At 48.9% G+C, this 21,254-nt stretch carries 23 protein-coding genes and 2 pseudogenes; 5 read left to right on the forward strand and 20 right to left on the reverse strand.

Annotation, left to right across the window (positions count from 1 at the left end; all coding sequences use genetic code 11):
• Nucleotides 1-49 precede the first annotated feature (49 nt).
• The 4 genes from nrdB to PT300_11440 all read left to right on the forward strand — a co-directional run bounded on the left by nrdB (nucleotide 50) and on the right by PT300_11440 (nucleotide 2,466).
• Nucleotides 50-1,180, forward strand: a complete 1,131-nt coding sequence (gene nrdB / locus PT300_11425) for a ribonucleotide-diphosphate reductase subunit beta (protein MDF7681158.1) — start codon at nucleotides 50-52, stop codon at nucleotides 1,178-1,180.
• A gap of 42 nt (nucleotides 1,181-1,222) precedes the next feature.
• The gene (gene yfaE / locus PT300_11430) at nucleotides 1,223-1,477 is read left to right on the forward strand and encodes a class I ribonucleotide reductase maintenance protein YfaE (GenBank protein ID MDF7681159.1); all 255 of its coding nucleotides are present in this window, start codon (nucleotides 1,223-1,225) and stop codon (nucleotides 1,475-1,477) included.
• Nucleotides 1,478-1,621: 144 nt separating this feature from the next.
• On the forward strand, nucleotides 1,622-2,218 hold the full coding sequence (wrbA, locus tag PT300_11435; GenBank protein ID MDF7681160.1) for an NAD(P)H:quinone oxidoreductase: 597 nt from the start codon (nucleotides 1,622-1,624) through the stop codon (nucleotides 2,216-2,218).
• Between the two features lie 20 nt (nucleotides 2,219-2,238).
• Complete coding sequence (locus PT300_11440) at nucleotides 2,239-2,466, forward strand: YccJ family protein (protein ID MDF7681161.1); 228 nt, start codon at nucleotides 2,239-2,241, stop codon at nucleotides 2,464-2,466.
• A gap of 152 nt (nucleotides 2,467-2,618) precedes the next feature.
• On the opposite strand, the gene PT300_11445 is transcribed toward PT300_11440, so the two are convergent.
• The 10 genes and pseudogenes from PT300_11445 to PT300_11490 form a co-directional block, all read right to left on the reverse strand.
• The gene (locus PT300_11445) at nucleotides 2,619-5,726 is read right to left on the reverse strand and encodes a multidrug efflux RND transporter permease subunit (GenBank protein ID MDF7681162.1); all 3,108 of its coding nucleotides are present in this window, start codon (nucleotides 5,724-5,726) and stop codon (nucleotides 2,619-2,621) included.
• Nucleotides 5,726-8,878 carry a multidrug efflux RND transporter permease subunit gene (locus PT300_11450; protein ID MDF7681163.1) on the reverse strand — a complete coding sequence of 1,051 codons (3,153 nt, stop codon included), beginning with the start codon at nucleotides 8,876-8,878 and terminating at the stop codon, nucleotides 5,726-5,728. The genes PT300_11445 and PT300_11450 overlap by 1 nt, the downstream gene beginning before the upstream one ends.
• Complete coding sequence (locus PT300_11455) at nucleotides 8,875-10,077, reverse strand: efflux RND transporter periplasmic adaptor subunit (protein ID MDF7681164.1); 1,203 nt, start codon at nucleotides 10,075-10,077, stop codon at nucleotides 8,875-8,877. Before PT300_11455 ends, PT300_11450 begins: the two co-directional genes overlap by 4 nt.
• A 726-nt stretch (nucleotides 10,078-10,803) precedes the next feature.
• Nucleotides 10,804-11,343: a hypothetical protein gene (locus PT300_11460; GenBank protein ID MDF7681165.1), complete on the reverse strand. Its 540-nt coding sequence runs from the start codon at nucleotides 11,341-11,343 to the stop codon at nucleotides 10,804-10,806.
• A 99-nt stretch (nucleotides 11,344-11,442) separates the two neighbouring features.
• Nucleotides 11,443-11,634, reverse strand: a complete 192-nt coding sequence (locus PT300_11465; protein MDF7681166.1) for a hypothetical protein — start codon at nucleotides 11,632-11,634, stop codon at nucleotides 11,443-11,445.
• Between the two features lie 306 nt (nucleotides 11,635-11,940).
• Nucleotides 11,941-12,075: pseudogene (locus PT300_11470) on the reverse strand (IS5 family transposase).
• A 65-nt stretch (nucleotides 12,076-12,140) separates the two neighbouring features.
• Nucleotides 12,141-12,365, reverse strand: coding sequence for a colicin E3-like toxin immunity protein (locus PT300_11475; protein ID MDF7681167.1), 225 nt, complete (start codon nucleotides 12,363-12,365; stop codon nucleotides 12,141-12,143).
• 28 nt (nucleotides 12,366-12,393) lie between these two features.
• Nucleotides 12,394-12,972, reverse strand: a complete 579-nt coding sequence (locus tag PT300_11480; GenBank protein ID MDF7681168.1) for a colicin E3/pyocin S6 family cytotoxin — start codon at nucleotides 12,970-12,972, stop codon at nucleotides 12,394-12,396.
• Between the two features lie 60 nt (nucleotides 12,973-13,032).
• Nucleotides 13,033-13,335: a hypothetical protein gene (locus PT300_11485; GenBank protein MDF7681169.1), complete on the reverse strand. Its 303-nt coding sequence runs from the start codon at nucleotides 13,333-13,335 to the stop codon at nucleotides 13,033-13,035.
• 107 nt (nucleotides 13,336-13,442) lie between these two features.
• Nucleotides 13,443-13,820 carry a PAAR domain-containing protein gene (locus PT300_11490; GenBank protein MDF7681170.1) on the reverse strand — a complete coding sequence of 126 codons (378 nt, stop codon included), beginning with the start codon at nucleotides 13,818-13,820 and terminating at the stop codon, nucleotides 13,443-13,445.
• 240 nt (nucleotides 13,821-14,060) lie between these two features.
• On the opposite strand from PT300_11490, the pseudogene PT300_11495 reads away from it, so the two are divergent.
• A pseudogene (locus tag PT300_11495) lies at nucleotides 14,061-14,156 on the forward strand (short-chain dehydrogenase).
• Nucleotides 14,157-14,722: 566 nt separating this feature from the next.
• On the opposite strand, the gene PT300_11500 reads toward PT300_11495, so the two are convergent.
• From PT300_11500 to PT300_11545, 10 genes are all read right to left on the reverse strand, one after another.
• Nucleotides 14,723-15,820: an acyltransferase gene (locus PT300_11500; protein MDF7681171.1), complete on the reverse strand. Its 1,098-nt coding sequence runs from the start codon at nucleotides 15,818-15,820 to the stop codon at nucleotides 14,723-14,725.
• Nucleotides 15,821-15,925: 105 nt separating this feature from the next.
• Nucleotides 15,926-16,153: a hypothetical protein gene (locus PT300_11505; GenBank protein ID MDF7681172.1), complete on the reverse strand. Its 228-nt coding sequence runs from the start codon at nucleotides 16,151-16,153 to the stop codon at nucleotides 15,926-15,928.
• A 2-nt stretch (nucleotides 16,154-16,155) separates the two neighbouring features.
• On the reverse strand, nucleotides 16,156-17,346 hold the full coding sequence (locus PT300_11510) for a hypothetical protein (GenBank protein ID MDF7681173.1): 1,191 nt from the start codon (nucleotides 17,344-17,346) through the stop codon (nucleotides 16,156-16,158).
• Nucleotides 17,333-17,893, reverse strand: a complete 561-nt coding sequence (locus tag PT300_11515) for a DUF2612 domain-containing protein (protein MDF7681174.1) — start codon at nucleotides 17,891-17,893, stop codon at nucleotides 17,333-17,335. Before PT300_11515 ends, PT300_11510 begins: the two co-directional genes overlap by 14 nt.
• Before the next feature lie 89 nt (nucleotides 17,894-17,982).
• Complete coding sequence (locus tag PT300_11520) at nucleotides 17,983-18,387, reverse strand: hypothetical protein (GenBank protein ID MDF7681175.1); 405 nt, start codon at nucleotides 18,385-18,387, stop codon at nucleotides 17,983-17,985.
• A 74-nt stretch (nucleotides 18,388-18,461) separates the two neighbouring features.
• A complete protein-coding gene (locus PT300_11525) occupies nucleotides 18,462-19,106 on the reverse strand; it encodes a baseplate J/gp47 family protein (GenBank protein ID MDF7681176.1) in 645 nt (214 codons plus the stop codon).
• Nucleotides 19,090-19,452: a hypothetical protein gene (locus PT300_11530; GenBank protein ID MDF7681177.1), complete on the reverse strand. Its 363-nt coding sequence runs from the start codon at nucleotides 19,450-19,452 to the stop codon at nucleotides 19,090-19,092. The genes PT300_11525 and PT300_11530 overlap by 17 nt, the downstream gene beginning before the upstream one ends.
• On the reverse strand, nucleotides 19,452-20,111 hold the full coding sequence (locus tag PT300_11535; protein MDF7681178.1) for a Gp138 family membrane-puncturing spike protein: 660 nt from the start codon (nucleotides 20,109-20,111) through the stop codon (nucleotides 19,452-19,454). Before PT300_11535 ends, PT300_11530 begins: the two co-directional genes overlap by 1 nt.
• Entirely contained in the window at nucleotides 20,111-20,740 is a 630-nt protein-coding gene (locus tag PT300_11540; protein MDF7681179.1) for a hypothetical protein, read from the reverse strand. The genes PT300_11535 and PT300_11540 overlap by 1 nt, the downstream gene beginning before the upstream one ends.
• 168 nt (nucleotides 20,741-20,908) lie before the next feature.
• Complete coding sequence (locus PT300_11545) at nucleotides 20,909-21,253, reverse strand: hypothetical protein (protein MDF7681180.1); 345 nt, start codon at nucleotides 21,251-21,253, stop codon at nucleotides 20,909-20,911.
• Nucleotide 21,254 lies beyond the last annotated feature (1 nt).

Here is a 21,254-nt window from a genome sequence, read left to right on the forward strand (position 1 = left end):
CCGGCGAAACCGCTTTCGCCGGCGTGATAAAATTCCGACAGGACTTCTCATGACATATACCACTTTTTCACAAATTAAAAATAATCAGCTGCTGGAGCCGATGTTTTTCGGCCAGCCGGTTAACGTGGCACGTTACGATCAGCAAAAATATGAAGTATTCGAAAAACTGATTGAGAAGCAACTCTCCTTTTTCTGGCGACCAGAAGAGGTGGATGTTTCCCGTGATCGTATTGACTATCAGGGATTACCTGAACATGAGAAACACATTTTTATCAGTAATCTGAAGTATCAGACTCTGCTGGACTCAATTCAGGGACGCAGCCCCAATGTCGCCCTGCTGCCGCTGATTTCCATTCCGGAACTGGAAACCTGGGTAGAGACCTGGTCGTTTTCGGAGACCATTCACTCTCGATCCTATACCCACATCATTCGTAACATTGTCAACGATCCGTCACTGGTCTTTGATGACATCGTCACTAACGAACAGATCCAGAAACGGGCACAGGGTATCTCTCATTATTACGATACCCTGATCGAGCTGACCAGCTATTGGCATCTGCTGGGAGAAGGCACCCATACCATTAACGGTAAAACGGTTAGCGTTAATCTGCGTGAGCTGAAAAAGAAACTCTATCTGTGTCTGATGAGTGTCAATGCACTGGAAGCTATTCGCTTCTATGTCAGCTTCGCCTGCTCTTTCGCGTTTGCCGAACGCAAGCTGATGGAGGGCAACGCCAAAATCATCCGCCTGATCGCCCGCGATGAAGCCCTGCATCTGACCGGTACGCAGCACATGCTCAATCTGCTACGCTCAGGCAGCGATGATGCGGAAATGGCGGAAATCGCCGCCGCCTGCCAGCAGGAGTGCTATGACCTGTTTGTCGACGCGGCACAACAGGAAAAAGAGTGGGCGGATTATCTGTTCCGCGACGGTTCGATGATCGGCCTGAACCGGGATATTCTCTGCCAGTATGTCGAATATATCACCAATATTCGGATGCAGGCGGTCGGGCTGGATCTCCCCTTCCAGACGCGCTCTAATCCCATTCCGTGGATCAACACCTGGCTCACCTCTGATAATGTCCAGGTCGCGCCACAGGAGGTGGAGGTCAGCTCGTATCTGGTTGGTCAGATCGACGCTGAAGTGGATACGGATGATCTGAGCCACTTCCAGCTCTGAAACCACTGATCGCTTGCCGCAAGGGGTATTCGCCATCGAATCATGAAACGTATTTTTCTGCAAAATTCCGCCGTTTGCATCCTCTGTACGGCAGAACATCCCTCTTTGCTGGCGACGCTGGAGGCGCATCATGTTGCGGTCGAATATCAGTGCCGGGCAGGCTATTGTGGTGCCTGCCGCACACGGCTGCTCGCCGGACAGGTGAAATGGCTCGCTGAACCGCTGGCTTTTGTTCAGCCCGGAGAAATCCTGCCCTGTTGTTGCCAGGCCAGCGGGGATATTGTTATCGGGATGTAATGCCTGGCTTTTTCGCCACCACTGATGCGGCGAAATTTTCTGTGCTTTATCGCCTTATCAGATTTGCACTCCTGACCAGACGACTTATCTTTAAAAGTAATCCGTTATCGGATTACACGATAAAATGGCTGAGGAGTGAGATAAATGGCGAAAATTCTGGTGCTTTATTATTCGATGTATGGGCATGTCGAGACCCTGGCCCATGCTGTCGCCGAAGGGGCGCAGAGTATTGACGGTACTTCGGTTGTAGTGAAACGTGTACCGGAAACCATGCCCGCTGAGGTGTTCACCAAAGCTGGCGGCAAGACACAAACCGCCGCCGTTGCAACACCCAAAGAACTGGTGGAGTATGACGCGATCATCTTCGGCACACCCACCCGCTTTGGCAATATGTCCGGACAGATGCGTACTTTCCTTGATCAAACAGGGGGTCTGTGGGCAGCCGGTGCCTTATATGGTAAGCTGGGCAGCGTCTTCTGTTCGACAGGGACTGGCGGTGGACAGGAACAAACCATTACCTCCAGCTGGAGTACGCTGGCCCATCATGGCATGATCATCGTTCCGATTGGCTATGGTGCGCAGGAGCTTTTCGATCTATCGACTGTTCGTGGCGGAACCCCTTATGGTGCCTCGACCATTGCCGGTAGCGATGGCTCTCGACAGCCCAGCCAGGAGGAGCTCGCCATTGCCAGTTATCAGGGCGAGCATGTCGCCGGACTGGCGGTTAAATTATTTGGCTAAATTCTGATAAGGAGATTGTTATGCCACTACACGAAGAAAAAACCCATCACATTGCCCAGTGGGCAAGTCTGCGAAATACCTCCCCGGAGATAGCGGCCGCAATCTTTGAATTAGCAGGATATGATGAAGCATTAGCAGAACAAATCTGGCAGGAAGGAAGCGATGAAGTCTTGCCTTTAGCGTTCGCCAAAACAGATAAAGACACGCTTTTCTGGGGTGAACAGACCATTGAACGTAAAAATGTTTGACTGATCGCATCCTGTCAGCCATATCAGGCTGCTGTCTGGCCATGTGGGTTGTGATGTCAACAAGAGATCATCACCGTTACAGATAAAACCGGATAATACCATCGCTTATCCGGTTTTATCTCTCCCTGGCGTTCCTCTCGATAATACTATTTTCAGGCATCAGACTTCTGTACGCGGAATCGCTGATATTGACGGCGAGTCAGACGACTTAAATTATCCAGCCAGAGATAGACAACCGGCGTGGTGAATAAAGTCAGTAACTGACTCATCGCCAGCCCCCCGGCAATCGCCAGTCCTAACGGGCTGCGTAAATCAGCATCACCACCGCTGCCGAATGCCAGCGGTAAAGCGCCAAAAAAAGCCGCCAGTGTGGTCATCATGATCGGGCGGAAACGCATCAGGCATGCCTGAACAATCGCCTGCTGGGGTGACAATCCCCGCCGTCTTTGCGCATCAAGGGCAAAATCGATCATCATGATGGCATTTTTCTTCACAATACCAATCAACAAAATAATACCGATCAGGGCAATCACGGTAAGCTGGGTATTGGTCAATAACAGCAGTAGCAAGGCCCCGACTCCCGCCGAGGGTAAGGTTGATAAAATCGTCAGCGGATGAATGTAGCTTTCATATAATATGCCCAGCACGATATAAATCGCCGCCAGCGCAGCAACCAGCAGCCACGGCATCGTCGCCGCCATTTTCTGGTAAACTTTCGCTGTCCCCTGAAATCCGGCCTGTATTGAAACAGGCAGACCTATCTCCGCCATCTTCATTTTAATCAATGCCTGCGCCTGTTGCAGTGAGACACCATCATTAAGATTAAAAGCCACCGTGGTGGTCGCCGATTGTCCCTGATGTGCCACCGAAAGCGGGGTATTGCCACCGCTAAAATGGGCGAATGCCGATAGCGGTACACGCTCACCATTATTATTGATGACATATAACGCCTGCAATATCGCTGGATCACGGGTATAGCTATCATCCAGCATCATCACCACATGATACTGATTCATGGTGCGATAAAGCGTAGCAATTTGTCGCTGACTGAATGCATTGTTCAGCATCGTATCCAGCATACTGACATCGACACCAAGACGGGTCGCCAGTTCACGATCGATCTGGATCACCACTTCCTGCCCGCCGACCTGCATATCGGAGTCGACACTATTCAGTTCAGGCAACGCCGCCAGCGCCGCCTGCACTTTTGGCGTCCAGGTCTGTAACAGTTTCAGATCATCGGCCTGCAGACTGTACTGATAGCTGGCGTTGGCATTGCGTCCCCCGGCACGTAAATCCTGGACAGCCATCAAAAACATCTGTGAACCCGGCAAGCTGCCCATTTTCCGGCTCAGACGATTGGCCACCTCCGTCGCCGTCGCCTCGCGCTGACGACTATCTTTCAGCAGAACGAAGAACAGCGCTGAATTACGCGAGCCAAATCGCCCTCCTCCTACCGATGACGCTACGCTATCGACTGCCGGATCGGCCTGGATAAGCTGAGTCACCGTTTGCACTTTAGGCATCATCGCCTGAAAAGAACTATTTTGATCCGCCCGCAAAGCGCCAATCAATAGCCCGGTATCCTGATTGGGGAAAAACCCTTTTTGCACGACGCCATAAAGAAAAATATTCAGCATTATGGTCAGCAACAGACTGAACATCACCTTTTTTTGATGGTTCATGACCCAGTTGAGACCCCGTGAATAGGCAGCCAGCAGGCGATTGAGGATCGTTTCAATCCACTGATAAAAAGGGTGATGTCTCTGACTGACGGCGGGCTTTTTTTTCAGCATCCGCGCACAGAGCATCGGGGTCAGGCTCAGGGAGACAAACATCGAAATCAGCAGTGATACACTTAATGTCACCGCAAATTCACGGAATAAACGGCCGATAATCCCCCCCATCAACAGGATCGGAATGAATACCGCCACCAGCGATACGGTCATCGACAATACAGTAAAACTGACTTCCCGCGCCCCACGCAACGCCGCCCGCAACGGACTGAGCCCCTGTTCAATATGGCGGGTAATGTTTTCCAGCACCACAATCGCATCATCCACCACAAAACCGGTGGCGATAATCAAGGCCATCAGCGACAGGTTATTCAGGCTATAGCCAAGAAGATACATCACCGCACAGGTACCGATCAGTGAGACAGGCAAGGCCAGTGCCGGGATCACTACGGCCTGAATATTACGCAAGAAGATAAACACCACCGCGATCACCAGCGCGACCGCAATCAACAGTGTCTCTTCGGTGTCATAGAGCGATTCACGCACCGTCGTCGAACGATCCATCACCACTTTGAGCTGAGTATCCGCGGGCAGATTTTTCGCCAGCACGGGCAATTGTGCGCTAATACCATCGATGGTTTCCAGCATATTGGCACCGGCCTGACGCATAATACCGATCATGATTGATGGGCTGCCATTCAGAAAGCCCGCCTGATATTTATCCTCAACCGCTTCATACACGTTAGCAACATCGCTTAAACGCAGCGTTTTGCCATCCTGATAGCTAATAATCAGATTACGGTATTGTGCCGCCTTATCGAGCTGACCATTACTATCAATAATCCAGCTGTGGTTATCATCCTGTAATCGGCCTTTCGGCAGGTTGGTGGTACTGTTAGCCACCGCATTGCGCACGGTGTCTAATGAGATGCCATAGTGCGTTAATTTTTGCGCTTGCAGATCAATACGGACTGCCGGTAATGCACTGCCCATCAGCGAGACTTCACCCACCCCCTGTACCTGTCCGAGGGTCTGGCCGATTTTGCTCTCTGCCAGATCATAGAGTTCGCCGGTTGTTCGCGTGGCCGAGGTGAGGGTCAATATCATAATCGGCGCATCAGAGGGATTAGCCTTGCGATAAGTCGGCAGTGATGCCATACCACTGGGTAGCAGACTACGGGCGGCATTAATGGCCGCCTGCACGTCACGGGCCGCACCGTTGATATCGCGGTCAAGATCAAACTGTAAGATAATATTCGTCGATCCCTGCGAACTACTGGATGTCATCTCAGAAATGCCCGCTATCTGCCCCAGTGCGCGCTCCAGCGGGGTGGCAACGGTGGCGGCCATCGTTTCCGGGCTGGCACCGGCGAGTCTGGCGCTGACCATAATGGTTGGAAAATCAATCTGTGGCAGTGGTGACACTGGCAGAAGACGGTAACCCAGCCCCCCCAGCAATAGGATCGCCAGGGTGATTAACAGTGTCGCCACCGGGCGAAAAATAAATATCCGGGTTATATTCATCACTGTCCCTGCTGTTTACGTTTTACCCAGTGACGACCCCAGGCAGAAATACTATTAAACCACAGATAGATAACCGGGGTGGTAAACAGCGTTAAGATCTGACTCACCACCAGCCCTCCGACAATCACCAACCCCAGCGGTTGACGCAATTCAGCGCCCGATCCTGACGCTAACATTAACGGCAATGCGCCTAATAACGCTGCCATTGTGGTCATCATGATAGGCCGAAAACGCAGCAAACATGCCTGATGTATCGCTTCACGTGGGCTCAGTCGTTGCTTATATTCCGCTTCGAGGGCGAAATCGATCATCATAATGGCGTTCTTCTTTACGATACCAATCAGCAGAATCACGCCGATCAGCGCAATCAGGCTGAAATCAGTACCGGCGAGGATTAACGATAACAACCCCCCTATCGCCGCCGATGGCAGGGTAGACAGAATGGTGATCGGATGAATAAAGCTTTCATACAAAATCCCCAGCACGATGTACATCGTTAATAGCGCCGCAAGAATCAGCCACACGGTATTACTGGTCGCATGGCGGAAGGCTTCCGTTTCGCCCTGATAACGCAATGTGATGCTGGCAGGCATTTTGAGCTGTTCGCTGACCTCATTTATCGCCTGTTGCCCCGCTTCCAGCGAATATCCGTCATTGAGATTAAACGATACCATTACGGCCGGAAATTGATTCAGCCGCATGTGCATCAATGAACCTGTGCGTTGATGAATCGTTGCGATGGCGGTTAATTTCACCAGTCCGCTGGTGTTCTGGCTCTCTGAGGTCGATGATGACGTGATGGTTGATACGCGGGTGGTACTCGCCGATGGCTGTAACCAGACATCCTCTAAAGAAGCAGGCGATTGCTGATATTGTGGCCCCACTTCCAGCACCACCCGGTACTGATTGGCCTGAGTAAAAATAGTCGAAATCAGGCGCTGACCAAACGCATTATACAACGCGGTGTCAACATCTGCGGCAGTAATACCAAAACGTGCGGCTTTATCACGGTCAAGCTCAATATACGCCACACGCCCCTGGGATTGCAGATTGCTCACCACATGATTAAATTCCGGCCGTTGTTGTAGTGCTGTTATTAGCTGCGGCGTCCAGATAAGCAAATTTTCACTGTCGATATCATCCAGCGTGAACTGATACTGACTGGCGGTCAGCTGGTCATTGACCGTCAGATCCTGGGCCAGTTGCAGATAGAGCTGAATACCGACCACATGCTGCGCCGCTTGCTGTAGCTGTTTCATCACCTGGGTCGCTTTTTCCTGACGTTGGGCAAAAGGCTTAAGGTTAATTTGCAGTCTGCCACTGTTCAGGCTGGTATTATTGCCATCAATACCCATGGTCGATGAAAGGCTTGCCACCGCCGGATTTTGCAGGATCACCTCCGCCAGCGCTTGCTGACGCTTCGCCATCGCGCTAAACGAAATATCCTGTGAAGCCAGGGTCATCCCCTGGATCATGCCGGTATCCTGAACCGGAAAAAAACTTTTCGGAATAAAAAGATAGAGCATCGCAGTCAGGACAAATGTCATCATCGCGACCAGTAAGGTCGTCCGACGATGATCCAGCACCACGGTCAGCAAGCGATCATAGCCATCAATCAGTCGCTCAAACATGCGCTCGCCATTACGGGCAAAGCGGGACTGATTTTGCGGTGCAGTAGCGGACAGCAAATAGGCGCAAAGCATCGGTGTCAGCGTGAGCGATATGATCATTGAAACCAGGATCGATACCGCCAGGGTAATCGCAAATTCGCGAAACAGACGTCCGACGACATCTTCCATAAACAGCAGCGGAATCAGGACAGCAATCAGCGAAAAAGTCAGTGATACGATAGTAAACCCAATCTGCTGTGAGCCATTCAGCGCTGCCTGCATCGGTGACTCGCCCTCTTCCAGACGGCGGGCAATATTCTCCACCACCACAATGGCGTCATCGATCACAAATCCGGTGGCGATGGTTAATGCCATCAGTGACAGATTATTAAGGCTAAAACCGACCAGATACATCACACCGAAGGTGCCGATGAGCGACAGCGGTACTGCGATACCGGGAATCAGTGTTGCCGCCACATTGCGTAAGAACAGAAAGGTGACCATCACTACCAGCGCAATCGCCAGCATTAATTCAAACTGAACATCACTGATAGAATCGCGGATCGTCTGGGTACGATCGGAAAGCACCGCCAGTTTCACGCCGTCCGGTAAGGCCGCCTGCAACTGTGGCAGACGCGCTTTGATGTCATCCACCACCTGGATGACATTGGCACCGGGCTGGCGTTGTACGCTAATAACAATCGCCGGACTGTGATTGGCCCATGCCGACTGAAAACGGTTTTCCGGCCCCTGCTCAATGTGGGCAATATCGCTCAGACGCAAGCTTGCCCCCTCCTGATAACGCAGGATCAGGTTGCCATACTCTTGTGCGCTGCGAAGCTGGTCGTTAGCATCAATCGTAACCGAATGATACTGACCATCAAATCCGCCTTTCGATCCATTGACGTTACTGTTTTTTATCAGTGTGTTGACTGCTTCCAGTGTCAGTCCATGAGCGGCCAGTGCCTTCGGATCGATACGCACCCGGATCGCTGGCTGGTGGCCACCGGCCAGCGTGACCATTCCAACGCCAGAGATCTGTGACAGTTTCAACGCAACGCGTGTATTAACCAGATCCTGCACCTGGGTCAGCGGTAATGTCTCAGAACTGGCGGCTAACGTGATAACCGCACTGTCTGCCGGATTAACCTTTTTATAGGTTGGCGGATTCGGTAAATCGTGTGGCAGCAAGGTATTGGCCGCATTGATGGCTGCCTGCACCTCCTGTTCGGCCACATCCAGTGATAATGATAGCGAAAACTGCAAAGTGATAATCGATGATCCCGCCGAACTTGTCGATGTCATCTGACTGAGGCCCGCCATCTGTCCTAACTGACGCTCCAGCGGTGAAGTCACCGACGCGGCCATCACATCCGGGCTCGCCCCGGGGTAAAGCGTCGTCACCTGGATTGTCGGGTAATCAACCTGCGGCAGGGCCGATGTCGGCAAAAAACGATAGGCGAGAACGCCACTGATTAAAATCGCAACCATCAATAAAACTGTCGCGACCGGGCGTTGAATAAAAAGGCGAGATGGATTCATTGCGTACTGGCTGTCTGTGGTGAGTGTACGGGTTGATTGCCGACGATGGTGACCTTACTCCCGTTGTACAGGCGATCGATACCGTCCGTCACCAGCCGTTCTCCAGGCGCGACACCGGATAAAATCACCTGCTGATCTTCCTGCCAGCGTGGGCCGACGGTCACCGCCTGACGGGTCACGGTATTATCCTGGTGGATCACATAGACAAAATATCCCTCACTACTCAGTTGTAGCGCCTGCACGGGTGCTACGGTCGCCTGTGGCAGAATGCGGGTTTGCAGACGTAAGTTAACAAACTGATTGGCATACAGCGTTTCATGCTGGTTCGGAAATAGCGCTTTCAGTGTTACCGTACCGGTGCTGGTATCAATCTGATTACTGATAAACTGCACAACGCCCTCATCCAGTATCTGCAGACCACTTTGATCGAAGACGGTCGCGGGCAATGTCGCTCCCTGATGTAACGTTTTTATCAGTTCAGGAATATCGCTTTGTGGAACGCTAAAGGTCACGGCAGCCGGCTGCATCTGGGTAATCGTTACCAGCCCGCTGCTACTGCCGCTCTGTATCAGGTTACCAGGATCGACCAGCCGTAAACCGACACGCCCACTCACCGGAGCGACAATCCGGGCGTACTCAATATTCAACTGTGCGTTGGCTATCTGTGCTTCATCCGCCGCCACCGCACCCCGGTATTGTCCCACCGTTGCAATCTGTGCATCCAGATCCTGGCTGGCCAGCAAACGCTGGTCATATAATTTACGATACCGTGCAAGCGTTAGCTCAGCGCTTTGCAACAGGGCTTTATCTTTACTCAATTCGCCCTGATACTGTCGCAGTGTTGCCTGATAGCTACGTGGATCGATCTGCGCCAGCAACTGGCCCTTTTCCACTTTCTGGCCTTCGGTAAAATAGACTTCATCCAGTTGACCATCGACACGGCTGGTTACGGTCACTGAGGCATTAGGGATAACGGTTCCCAGGGCATTAAGATAAACCGGGACATCGGCTATTCCTGCCGTTCCACTGTGTACCAGCGTAACACTGGAATAGGCCTCTCCCCGGCTTTTCCCCTGATGACTGTTTTTCCAGGCGGGGAAGATACGCCATGCCACCCCAGCCATAATCAACGACACAATGAATATCACCAGCCATTTGAACTGAAGTTTCCTGGTCGTTTGAAATAGATTATTTTTCATTATAAACGGCCTTTATATACTCAATGGATTAATATAAACCAGAAGCGTATCAGTCTCTAAGCAATTTTTCTGCTGTCATGATGATCGGTCAGATCATCGTCGTGAATCGCTGCAATGTAGCAAAACGGCAGTCTAACGCCATGGCAACGGCAGGCAAATCAGTATCGATATGTTAATTTTTTGAAAAAATAAGGCCTGATTCGATAATCAGACAGCAATGCATTCAACCCTGTCAATCACTCTGGTTATCAAAGAAAAAAGCTGTTAGTATAACATGCATAGCAAGGTATTGTAATATAATTGTAAAAAAATATGGACAAAAAAATACTTAATATTACCATACTTATATTCTATGTAGTTGTAGGTTTACATGCTCTCCATAATAGCTATTCTTCGTATAAGAAAGGCGTATTTAAGGAGTGTCGTAAATGGGGTCCGGCTATTTATCATTATCGAAAAGACAAATCATTTATCCCTAAAATAATAGGAAATACTTTATCCGGAGCACTCTTATTGGGCATAATCGCTTTCTACTTCTTGTATTGGTCTAAAAAATTATAAGGTTATATTGTCACTTAGCGCCTGGTCCACCAGGAGTTATTTTTCATAGTGAATCTCCTGTGCTCAGATGACGAGGAGATTTTACTTATGCATATGCTGCTTTTTCGGGGGAATTACCCCCCTCAGTGAAAAAACATGGGTTAAAGAATATGATTAAATTCTTGCCTATTCTTTTTCGTTCATATTAATTTCCATACCCAGTATGTTCATAATATTCAGAAAGTTATCCAGCAGAGATGTATGCAATAAAATTTCACAGAAACTATCATCCCCGGTTTCAATACCAAGTAAATGCCAGCCGATGGTATTCAGCTGCAGATTACTACGGACAAAAATCTGATGTACGTCAAGTGTGTTCTCTGGATCGTCCGTGCCATAATCAAAAGCCAGCGAAATATCCTCATTATCCATTACGTCCGCCAGCCACTCAATGGCGGATTCAGTGTCTTTCCAGTCCACCATAAAGCTGTTGCCCATAGCGCTGTCATCCACTATTCCCACCAGGTCATAGCCGGTCATACCGTCCTTGTGATTCTGACAGAATTGATCCTCGCCCATATCCTCAATATGCCCATTCAGCAGTTCAGTGAAGGTATCGAATGCTTCGTCTGCATTGTCACTGTCGCTGTTGAGCAAATCAGCCAGGTTGCGGATGGCCGGCAGAATTGAATTGATAATAGATTGAGTTTCTTTAGAATAAGCCATAAAAAGTCCCCTGGTGAGAAAATGCGGGCTTTATCTTAAGTGAAATTTTTGGTTCTGATCAGTATCAACACCGATCAATGTTATCGCATCAGCCAAATTTTACGCTGCGATGTCAAGATCGGACTCTGTTTGCACATTGTTCGTTTTAACTGCAAAATCATAAAGCTTCTTCCCGGCTTCAACTGCAATACCGCCTACAGCTACCCACCCTACAACCAGCAGGATCACATCAGCAAGTTCACCTATACCTAAGAAATGTGAACCTGCCCATATCACAATAACTCCAGCCATTTTTGCTAAGGCCTGTGGTGTTACCAGTGCCAATAGCTGCTATCCGACATTATAGGGCAGTAAAACAGATGCTTTTGTGATCGTCGCTTTTAACTTTGTCTGTAAATCCATACTGTTTATATTCATGGTAGTGCATCCATCGTTATGTAGTCTTTATCCTACACTTCACATACTAAATAGCTATATGGACACCTCCCCGATGCAAGCATCAGCAGATCTTTTCTGACAATGTAGTCACAAACATATATCCGGCTTCATAAGCCCTGATGAAAATTCGTGCTCTCTGGCCTCATTAGGCTGTGTCCCTTAACCTAACAAGCGCCTTAAAAACAACCTGATTGCCCCCAGTTTTAGCATGCTCAGATAGTTTCTGGCTGTTTTTTCTGAGCGCGTGGCTATTCGACGGTTTTCTTTCAGTATTGCAAATTTCTGATGTACTACTCCTCCATACAATATAGTAATAATGCTTTCGCACTGTCAAATGAATTTAAAAGCAACTAAAAAATCTAAACATATCGAAATGCTAATTGATAATCATATTGTTGTAAATCTATTTGATGCTGAAAATAGGGTTGTATATATTGCAGCCAATTTTCTTTCACATCATAACCTCCATCATAAATTCTTGAATCATTAGCAAGCCCTAATGCATCCAAAAAACAAATACTGTTATCCAGAATAGCAGAGATATCATATCCTTCATTTTCAAAATTTTCTTTATTATACCACATCAACTTCATCTTATAAGACATAGCAACCTCATAGATAACGTTTAATATTTCTACCTTTGACAGCAGGTTTTAATTCTGAACCGGTCTGATAATCCACAGATCCAAGATGTTCTCCATCACTTGCCAGATATATTTCTAATTCACCATGTTGTGAATCCCATTCATAAATCCGTCTTTTCTTCTTATCCATCCAACGTTCTCGCATCCCTCCGCCGCCTTGTCTGGGAGTTTTCCATTTTACCATAATAAGATCAGGAATACCTGTAATCTCATTCGTATCTGGCGCAGAATAATAGGAATGTCCTTCTTCTGGCATTCCTTTTCTTCTACTTAAATATACATAAATCGGCGGAATATCCACTATCGGCAGGATCAGAATATAATCAGCAAAATCCTTTTCTTCCACAACCGGGCTGATTGTGGCTTCAATACGGCTGCTTTCCGGCAGCGGATCGACCATGACTGGATTCGGTATCCTGATCGGATTCTGGTTGCCCGAATTCGCAGGCACATGGACGCCTGAGCTGTCAGGTGTCCAGATAAGGGTAATCCGAGGCACTTCTTCCGTGGTGAAGGTATACGCTTTGCGATAACTGTCCCACGCCATTCTGCGTACCCGAACCTGGTCTTTTCCCGCTGGCGTATGCCAGCCATGGGGCTCCAGATATCACTGGCTGTTGATTTCCCAGGTATAGCGTACCTGCGTGGGTGCTTCCCGCATTTGCTCCAGCCGCATCCGGTCGATAAAATCCTGCTCACCGTCATTGAGCCTGCCTGGATACATCCCCACCAGTAAGGCTGCTATCGGGGCACCAGGACCTGCCACCGCAATCTGACCGAGCCTTGTTACCGTTGTTGCAGCCCATGTGCCTGGAGTCAGTGCCCTGCCCCCAATTAAACCGAAAACACTGGTTCCTTCTGTCGCCGCCTGCGTACCCGCAGCAAGGAAAGTAGTCTGGTAAAAGGCCATCTCCGCAAAGTGAGTATGTGGTTCCTGTTGCTCTCCGGCATCATTACAGCCTTCACCACGCAGACAGGATTTGGCAAAAACCGATTGCGCTCCTGCTCAACCTGTTGTTACCTCACTTTTTCTTCGGCATTCGCTTTGCGTTCGGCTAACAGTTTTATCCGCTTCACCTCAGCCGGATTCGGCTCACTACCAATCCACTGCCCAGCCGGAGCAATAATCCGGTTTGTACCGGAAGGACAGCCACACGCTATATCAGAGCCATCCACCGCCACAATTCTGCCCATATTCCTGTGACGTGGTTCACCCGTCATAACAACCCCTTCTTGCCCGCATTTCGGGCAGCGCGTGGTTTTATCTTCTACATGAATCACTCTACGACCATGCTCGCTATGGTTCGACATCGAAGCAATACATCGTGCACCAGTGATAGTGATATCCCCATCTAATGCTGTTCCCCGTCCATAACAATTAGAGCGATTTCCCATATGCTATTCCTGTTATTTCCATAGTTAACTTGCTGCAATATTAATCGATCATAGCGTTGATTTAAAAATAAAGTTCATTATCAGTCATGAAAATATTTTAAGAGTAAGAACCTGACCCACCAGGCGTTATTGACGCAGCCAGTTTGGATACAGACAGCGCGGAGAAACCGCAGCGTACACGGAGTACGCGAGGATTTCGAACACTGCCCAGGGCCAGAATGACAAGTAAAATAGCCTAATGAATTAGCCCAGACCGCAGTCTATTTGGCCTCCGATGAATCAGCATTTGTGGCTGGAACCGGGTTGTTAGTTGGTGGCGACGTAGTAAATCTTTAATCCGCAAGATTCGCTAAGATTGCATCATCAAAGATATATCAGATTGTGAGAGTCACAGCCAGGCAGGCGATTATTCCGTGGACACAAGACAGAGAAACAGCACTCTTCTGTCCAGGGATAAACCACTTGAGAAAAGATATTCCAGAACTGTTCAAAGGCGCAAAACAACAAGGGGTTACCTTACGGTAACCCCTTGTTTTATATGGCGGAAGCGCAGAGATTCGAACTCTGGGAGGGTCGCCCCTCGCCGGTTTTCAAGACCGAAGAAAATACATTTAAAATCAAATAGTTATTAAAAATACTTGGAATAAAATACAAAATTACTCCCGTTAAAAATCAACAAGATACGATGCATTTTTTATAAATATTCCAGGTGATTATCATGATTCCCCCCCTTTTTTACGGCTCATCCCCGCTCGCGCGGGGAACACTAGAGGGTTGTGGGAGGATGAGAATTTACAAAGGCGGCTCATCCCCGCTCGCGCGGGGAACACTAAGCGTATCTATCTGACTTAAAGCAGGTTTATTCATATCAAAAACAGTACCGATTGTCAAGACGAATCAAACTACCTCTCGGCTCCTGAACTCAATTTCTGTTTCACTTTCCTGCCTAACGCTATACCGGGTTTTTCAATTAAAAAATAACAAATTACCCCACCCACGATCCCCACTACAACAGCACCAATAGAGTATATTACTGCACTCTGCAACGTGGATAGGCTACCACTAACGCGAGTTTCAGCGACATACCAGGCTCTCTGTGCTATAGGGTGAGCCAAATACATAGAGTAAGACGCTCCGCCGAGCAAAAGTGCGACTCTATTCGGCTTCCTGGTTAAACGCTTTTCAAAAACAAGACTTGAAACAACTAATAGTATTGCCCCCGGACCAAACGCGATAACACGGGATAACACGGCCTCATTTAAATACCCCCACACGAAACACATTATCGATAAACCTAAAAATATAAAACCATATCTTGTATTTAAATTAGATAACCTATTAATATTTACACCAATCATAATTCCTGAGAGGAACTCTAATAAAACAGGACTGGTATAAGTTACTCCTATAGCACCTTTAGGAGTAATAACGATACCGATAAGAACCAGCGCACAAAACACCGATGCCAGACAGATTAATCTATGCCGTCCGTCATTAAAAAACAATGCCAGTGCGAATACAACGTAAAAGAACATTTCATAAACTAACGTCCACCCTATCGTATATAATGGCGTAACGTCACCAACATCTGGATTACGGGCAGGAATTAAAAAAAATGATTTTAGCGTATATATAATATCTAAATTCCGCTGATTCAGGAACGCAGACGGCACGGTAAAAATTGCAATAAGAAGAGCCCAGGTAAAAAACCAGTAAAGCGGGAAGACCCTAAACAACCGAGCCCTAAAAAATTCACCGGGGGTGACTTTCTTGCCCGTTGTTGTTGTAACCCACATTATAAAACCGGAAATAACAAAAAATACGTCCACCCCAAAATTACCAACCGGGGACGGAAAAAACTGACTGACGGCCTGCATCACCATCGCATGGTAGACAATTACCGAGATCGCTGCTACTCCACGTAAATATTGTATTCCGGTATAATACGTCTTCAACAACCACCCCCCCCCCGTAATTAAAAATAAATCAAATGTTATCACAAGGTGGAACTGACCCGATCCCCCCTTCTGAGTAACGGCTTGTTTCAGCGGGATTATAACATCAGAAGTTTCGTCAGTCAGTTGCCGTTTTTTTTTGGCCTTTACCTATTCCTGTATATGTTCTGTATCTGGTGGTGGAATATCTATCCAGCAAGGCATACCTTTTTTACTTCCACGAACGGTTCCCTTCGGTGGATGCCCGCTGAATATGGCATACGTTTCATCTGTAACATCAAGTAGGTCGGGTGGTAATGTCCCGGCCTCTTCATAGCTTTTGAGTAGATCTACTGGATAAAATCCGTTTGTTTTTGCACTGAACTTATACTTATTCATAATCAATACCCTATCGCCATCCAAAATGACTGAAGCTCATTATTGTTAGATATATAATTGAATCCCTGTCCGTCCTCACCGTTAGCAAAAACGTTAGCTGAGCTACCACCAGCGTTGGAGTTCCGTAACGTCAGTTGAATATTTAAGCACAGGCTAGGAAACGCTATAGGGAACCAGACACGAGTCGAAACGCCACCTCGATTAACAATACCCCACTGAGTTATTAGGCCCGTTGCAGCGTCACGAAACCAACCGGTAGCCTGTATTGATGCGGTCGGCTTTCTCGCAAAATTCTGATCCACCCACTCCTGCGTAGCACGGGTATTGATATTGTTAGTGAGACTTGTAACCTGAGCGCTTGTCCAGTCTTTAGCATTCTGCTCAGCCTGGTTTGCTCTGTTCTGTGCGTCAGTCTGGGTAGACAGATCCCCTGTATAGCCCTCGTGATAAATCCGGTATCGTTTTCCGGCAAGTGAATGCCCGCCAATAGCTAAGGAGTTATCGGTATCCAGTCCGAAAAAGGTGGCAAAGTCCCCCTCCCGGTGAAACATCATTGCCGCAGATGCCGATTTGTTACCACCGTTACTCACCTCAAGGGAGGGCTTATTCCTGTCGCCAGTCGCACCCGGGAGATCCGGGGTATTGTTTGACATAAACGCAGTCGTCAGGTTATTTGCGGACGGATAGCGGCCATTTACCGTCATTACCTGACCGTTAGCGGTGCCCAGTGCCGTTGCAGGAAGATACAATCCGTCCGATTCCTGCTTTGAATAGCTGTAACCGGCGGTTTGGTAATTTCCCTTTGGCTGAAACCGGGTATCGGATTCCGTTCTGGTGTAATAGTTTTTTAACCCCAGAAACCTGTCAAAGGTCGACCAGGATGCCTGCGATTTATCCGGTTGTTCCCCCTTCGTTTCTTTCACAGAGACATAAATAACGTTTCCGAACTGAACGATGGCAGTTTTTGGATAGGAAAGTGAAGCGTCCCATTCGGCGACCCCGCGTTGCGTCAGGTACATCAGCCATTCATCGACACGCTTACCCACTGCGTTAAACCACTCTAACGGTGGTTTGCCCGCTGTTCTGTCCAGCGTTACTCCCCATCCCCTCAGGACATCGGGGAACGCTTCGATTTCTCCCGTTTTAGCGTCCTGCGCAAATATTTTTAAATCGGGTTTTTTAATAACTGACATTCATTAACCTCGTAAATTTTCCATCGTTAAAACCAAATGCGAGCGGGTCCCCGGACCAGCCAAATGGCTGCGCATCGGTAATAATGAGATATTTATAACTGACACCCACCGGTCTCGATAAGATGTCGAGATTTTTCAGAGCATGGATACGAAAAGGTGTTAAATAACCGGCAGGGATAACGACATTCATCGACATATCATAATTATCGATAATGAAAGCCTGCTCGCCCAGTAAATGACGTAATGAATACGTAATACCGGCAATATCAGGCTGCTGATAGTTTTTGATGATTTTTGCTTTGATAAGAAACCGATATTCGTCATCATTCAGTACAGAAGATGCCTTTAAAGCGTCACCGTAGCGGTAGAACACACCGGTATTAAACCCAAGTGCCGCCTCAACTTCCGACCAGCCAAAATACTCTTTGGGGATAATGGACTTCATCACCCGGTCAATCCCAGCGTGCCGCCCGACTAAATCCAGCGCATAGCCGGTGGCGGTATTAACATCCAGCAGGGTGGAAAGCTGAATTGCGGATCCAAACACTTTTTTTAGTTTCAGAAAGCAAAAGCCCGACGGTTTGTCGGGCCTTCGGTTTTCCTCTGTACTGCCAGATTAAAAAATCTTCCCGCGATTTACTCAATCAGTACCTCCACATTTTCAGGCGTGATCCTGGCGCACTGGCGAACGCCGATAAGCGCTGTATCTGAACCGTTAACCCGTATGGATTTGATATAAAAACCCGGCACAGAATTAACCTGGCAGGTCAGCCGCATGGCGTAAACGTTCTCGCCTATGGTGAATTCCGTTGCGGCCAGCGCGGCTTTGATACCGTCTGTATCTATATCGTTAAAACCGGACGTGCGCTCCAGCACCAGTCTGATGCTGATGTCGATAATCTCTGCGCGATCAAAATAGACGGTGCGCGGTAGATCCGCATACTGAAGTACATACGCCACATTACCCATCAGACCACAGCCACCCATTTTCTTTTTAAGAATGGTTCGCGCGATATCGGAATCGCTGCCGCCGATAACCACTGCATTCAGCGTATGTCCCGGAACACCGTTACCATCGGTCTGACTGGTGTAGTTCTCATATACGCGCGCCTGTTTTACATCCGCAATATCAAGAAGTGCCCCTCAAGACCCTGGCGATCATCGTGGTTATTAATGGAATGTGAACGCATAAAGCGGATAAGCAGGTTGCCGTCTGTTTCCTCAAACGCCCCCGGTATTGCGGCCGATGTGGTAGTGACCTTCTCAACGCCAACCGTGACTGTTTCCATTGTCAGCTCAGAACCACTGGAAAGAGAATATCCTCCCAGCTCAACACTGCGAATGCCCGCCCGCGCTGAACCGTTGGTGTTCAGGCTGATAGCCGTCAGCGTAAGCCATTTAACGCGATTGCTGTCGACCAGTACCGCGCCTGCCGGGATCGGGATATTCGGCCTGCCCGTGAATACCACGTCATGGATATAACTATAATCCGCACCACGACGGACGACCCCCGCGTACATGCTGCGCTGTTCAAGCCAGGTTCCTGTGGCCTTGTACGGATCCAGCATCTGTACAATCATGGCAATAGCCTGGTTGACGTTGGCTATTTCCTGTGAGAACAGCCCGATCATCTGACCGTCCGGGGTATCGCTATCGAGATTAATATCATCGCCATAGATACGCCTGAAGCCCTCGATCAAGCGTTGATGCACATCGGCGAGCTGGTCAATTATAATGCCGGTATCAGTTATCCGGAGCATGGGTTACCACCTGGTTGTTCTCGCCATAGATGTCGTTATAGCTCACCTGCACGCTCATGCGTCGGGTATCGGGATCAAGACCGATTGCAAAAGCAGTGATTTCTGTTACTCCAGCCGTGCTGAGTACAGTATTTTTTAACGCAGATTCCATCTGAATCAGGTCCGGGTTTTTCTGCAGCCAGTCGAACCACTTAAGTCCATGCTCGCGGTTTAAAAACCAGTCACCATAAAGCGACAAAAGGCGGGTTTCTACTGACTGGGCTATCGCCTGTGATTCAGTTGCATAATCCCCGCGCCCGTTGCCAAACATCCAGTCGTGATTACTGTCCAGTCGTCGGGTTCTCATCAGCAAGGTGCTCCTGTATTGCCGCTACCGGTCTGTACGCCTGTGTGCGTGTGTGTATCACCAATATTTTTGCCGTTGTGAGTCATCATGCCACCACTGGATTCGCTATCGCCCGTAACCGAATGGTTACCGTTAATCAATGAATTTCCGGTCTGCACCCGGTTCCCCGTGTGCTCAATATCACCCTGAATGGTTATTTTTCCCGGCGTGATACGAATGAATGTTGCGCCATCATCGGTCTGCATCGACAGTGCATCCGTTGAATACGCCGGGATTTTTTTGGGTCGGCTGCTGCCCTGCGGCAGAAAAAATGCGTCTGAGTAATCATGAAAGCGGGTATCGAGTGGCGCGGACTGTTGGCCGGATACAAACCAGCCATCGATGCAGCGCTCGGAAAATATCGCTAAGCCCTCGTCACCGGGTTTCAGGGGAACTGTCACACAGAATCCTCCACCCCGATAAAAACCAACAGGCACATCCACCAGCGGTGGCAATGCCAGTTGCACGCCGTCACGCATAACCTGGTCGATCATAAGCTGTAGCGTTGCAGTATGACCGTTGCACGCAATTACCGTAGCGGGAAGCGCGGTGTGAATATCACGTCGCTGGTTGTCTGCGTTCTGACTGAGCACATCCAGCAAACTGGGATTTTTTTCCATCAGGTACCTGCCTTTTTAAATCGCCCGCCGACGCACAGTAGCTTTGTGTACCAGTCATTTCCCAGCAGATCGCCGGTATGGGTCAGTTCAGTGATTTTATAATCACCGTTGTACTCGGGGATGATGGACACGACGCGCACCAGCCCACCGATACACAATGCGGGATTACACAGGCAGGTTATCTGCAACCCGTCGTCGGTTTTTTCCGGGCTGTTAATCATTCCGGTTTCCTGCGACAACACAAATCCGTCGTTATCAGACGCCACCTTATCCTTTGGTAAAACAGTCAATTGTCCGTCCTGTACTGACCAGTCGGCATTATTGTTTTTACCGATCTTATGCAGGGTATCGCGTGCGTTTCCTGTCAGCACTTTTCCACGCGGCAGGATCCGGTCTTCAGGCAGATCAACAACGCCGCTTTCCAGCCCCATCGACCTGGATGCTTCCGCCAGAATGTCTTTGTCACTGGCTCCGGCCTGAAGCGTTTTATTCAGCCCCGCTTTTGTACAGGCCGCGTGGCCATCACCGCAGGTCATTTCGGTAATGAAGTCAACGCCATCCCGCAGGGTGACCGTATTGGTAATATCACCGGTATAAATCAGACGTAACTCATCCTCGCGATAGGCCACGGACAACGACAGCCGGTCATAAACCTTACTGGCGATTAAATTGCGGTTTGAAGGTTGGCGTTCCAGATCCGAATAACGGCCGGATTAGGCTCACTGGTTAATGTTTTTTCTACCGAGAACGCAACCCGCAGGCTGGTTATTTCGATGGATTCACTGGCGTTGCCAATATTAAGCCGTAGCGTTCGTCCGAATTGCCTCACGCCATACCTCCGTTTCGACTGCGTAGAGCATCAGTCTGTTGCCCAGCTCGCCGCGCTGTAGCGAATTGATTCCGAGACCCGAGCCGTCAGCCAGCACCAGGACGAAGGGTAATTTACGCTCCAGCAGTGCCGGAGCGTTAACCGTTAATCCCTGCAGACGGGTTATTTGTTCGCCGGTGTTCGTATTCAGTAAATCGAACTGCCAGCCGTTTAAGACAGGATTGAAATACAGTGTCAGTCTCAGGTTCATGCCGAATAGCGAAAATGACTGCTCCTGTATTTCACCCGTTGAAACCGGGATTTCGTATATCATG

This window comes from Enterobacteriaceae bacterium ESL0689 (genome assembly GCA_029433525.1).
Lineage (GTDB): Bacteria > Pseudomonadota > Gammaproteobacteria > Enterobacterales > Enterobacteriaceae > JAQTIF01.

Bases quoted from the DNA above. Each gene is read 5' to 3' on its own strand.
- PT300_11485 (MDF7681169.1), bottom strand. From the start codon at position 13,335: ATGGCCTTTTACCAGACTACTTTCCTTGCTGCGGGTACGCAGGCGGCG.
- PT300_11450 (MDF7681163.1), bottom strand. From the start codon at position 8,878: ATGAATCCATCTCGCCTTTTTATTCAACGCCCGGTCGCGACAGTTTTA.
- PT300_11480 (MDF7681168.1), bottom strand. From the start codon at position 12,972: ATGGCGTGGGACAGTTATCGCAAAGCGTATACCTTCACCACGGAAGAA.
- PT300_11455 (MDF7681164.1), bottom strand. From the start codon at position 10,077: ATGAAAAATAATCTATTTCAAACGACCAGGAAACTTCAGTTCAAATGG.
- PT300_11440 (MDF7681161.1), top strand. From the start codon at position 2,239: ATGCCACTACACGAAGAAAAAACCCATCACATTGCCCAGTGGGCAAGT.
- nrdB (MDF7681158.1), top strand. From the start codon at position 50: ATGACATATACCACTTTTTCACAAATTAAAAATAATCAGCTGCTGGAG.
- PT300_11545 (MDF7681180.1), bottom strand. From the start codon at position 21,253: ATGATATACGAAATCCCGGTTTCAACGGGTGAAATACAGGAGCAGTCA.
- PT300_11445 (MDF7681162.1), bottom strand. From the start codon at position 5,726: ATGAATATAACCCGGATATTTATTTTTCGCCCGGTGGCGACACTGTTA.
- PT300_11530 (MDF7681177.1), bottom strand. From the start codon at position 19,452: ATGAGAACCCGACGACTGGACAGTAATCACGACTGGATGTTTGGCAAC.
- PT300_11525 (MDF7681176.1), bottom strand. From the start codon at position 19,106: ATGCTCCGGATAACTGATACCGGCATTATAATTGACCAGCTCGCCGAT.
- PT300_11505 (MDF7681172.1), bottom strand. From the start codon at position 16,153: ATGAATAAGTATAAGTTCAGTGCAAAAACAAACGGATTTTATCCAGTA.
- PT300_11465 (MDF7681166.1), bottom strand. From the start codon at position 11,634: ATGGCTGGAGTTATTGTGATATGGGCAGGTTCACATTTCTTAGGTATA.
- PT300_11490 (MDF7681170.1), bottom strand. From the start codon at position 13,820: ATGGGAAATCGCTCTAATTGTTATGGACGGGGAACAGCATTAGATGGG.
- PT300_11510 (MDF7681173.1), bottom strand. From the start codon at position 17,346: ATGTCAGTTATTAAAAAACCCGATTTAAAAATATTTGCGCAGGACGCT.
- wrbA (MDF7681160.1), top strand. From the start codon at position 1,622: ATGGCGAAAATTCTGGTGCTTTATTATTCGATGTATGGGCATGTCGAG.
- PT300_11535 (MDF7681178.1), bottom strand. From the start codon at position 20,111: ATGGAAAAAAATCCCAGTTTGCTGGATGTGCTCAGTCAGAACGCAGAC.
- PT300_11475 (MDF7681167.1), bottom strand. From the start codon at position 12,365: ATGTGGTATAATAAAGAAAATTTTGAAAATGAAGGATATGATATCTCT.
- PT300_11460 (MDF7681165.1), bottom strand. From the start codon at position 11,343: ATGGCTTATTCTAAAGAAACTCAATCTATTATCAATTCAATTCTGCCG.
- yfaE (MDF7681159.1), top strand. From the start codon at position 1,223: ATGAAACGTATTTTTCTGCAAAATTCCGCCGTTTGCATCCTCTGTACG.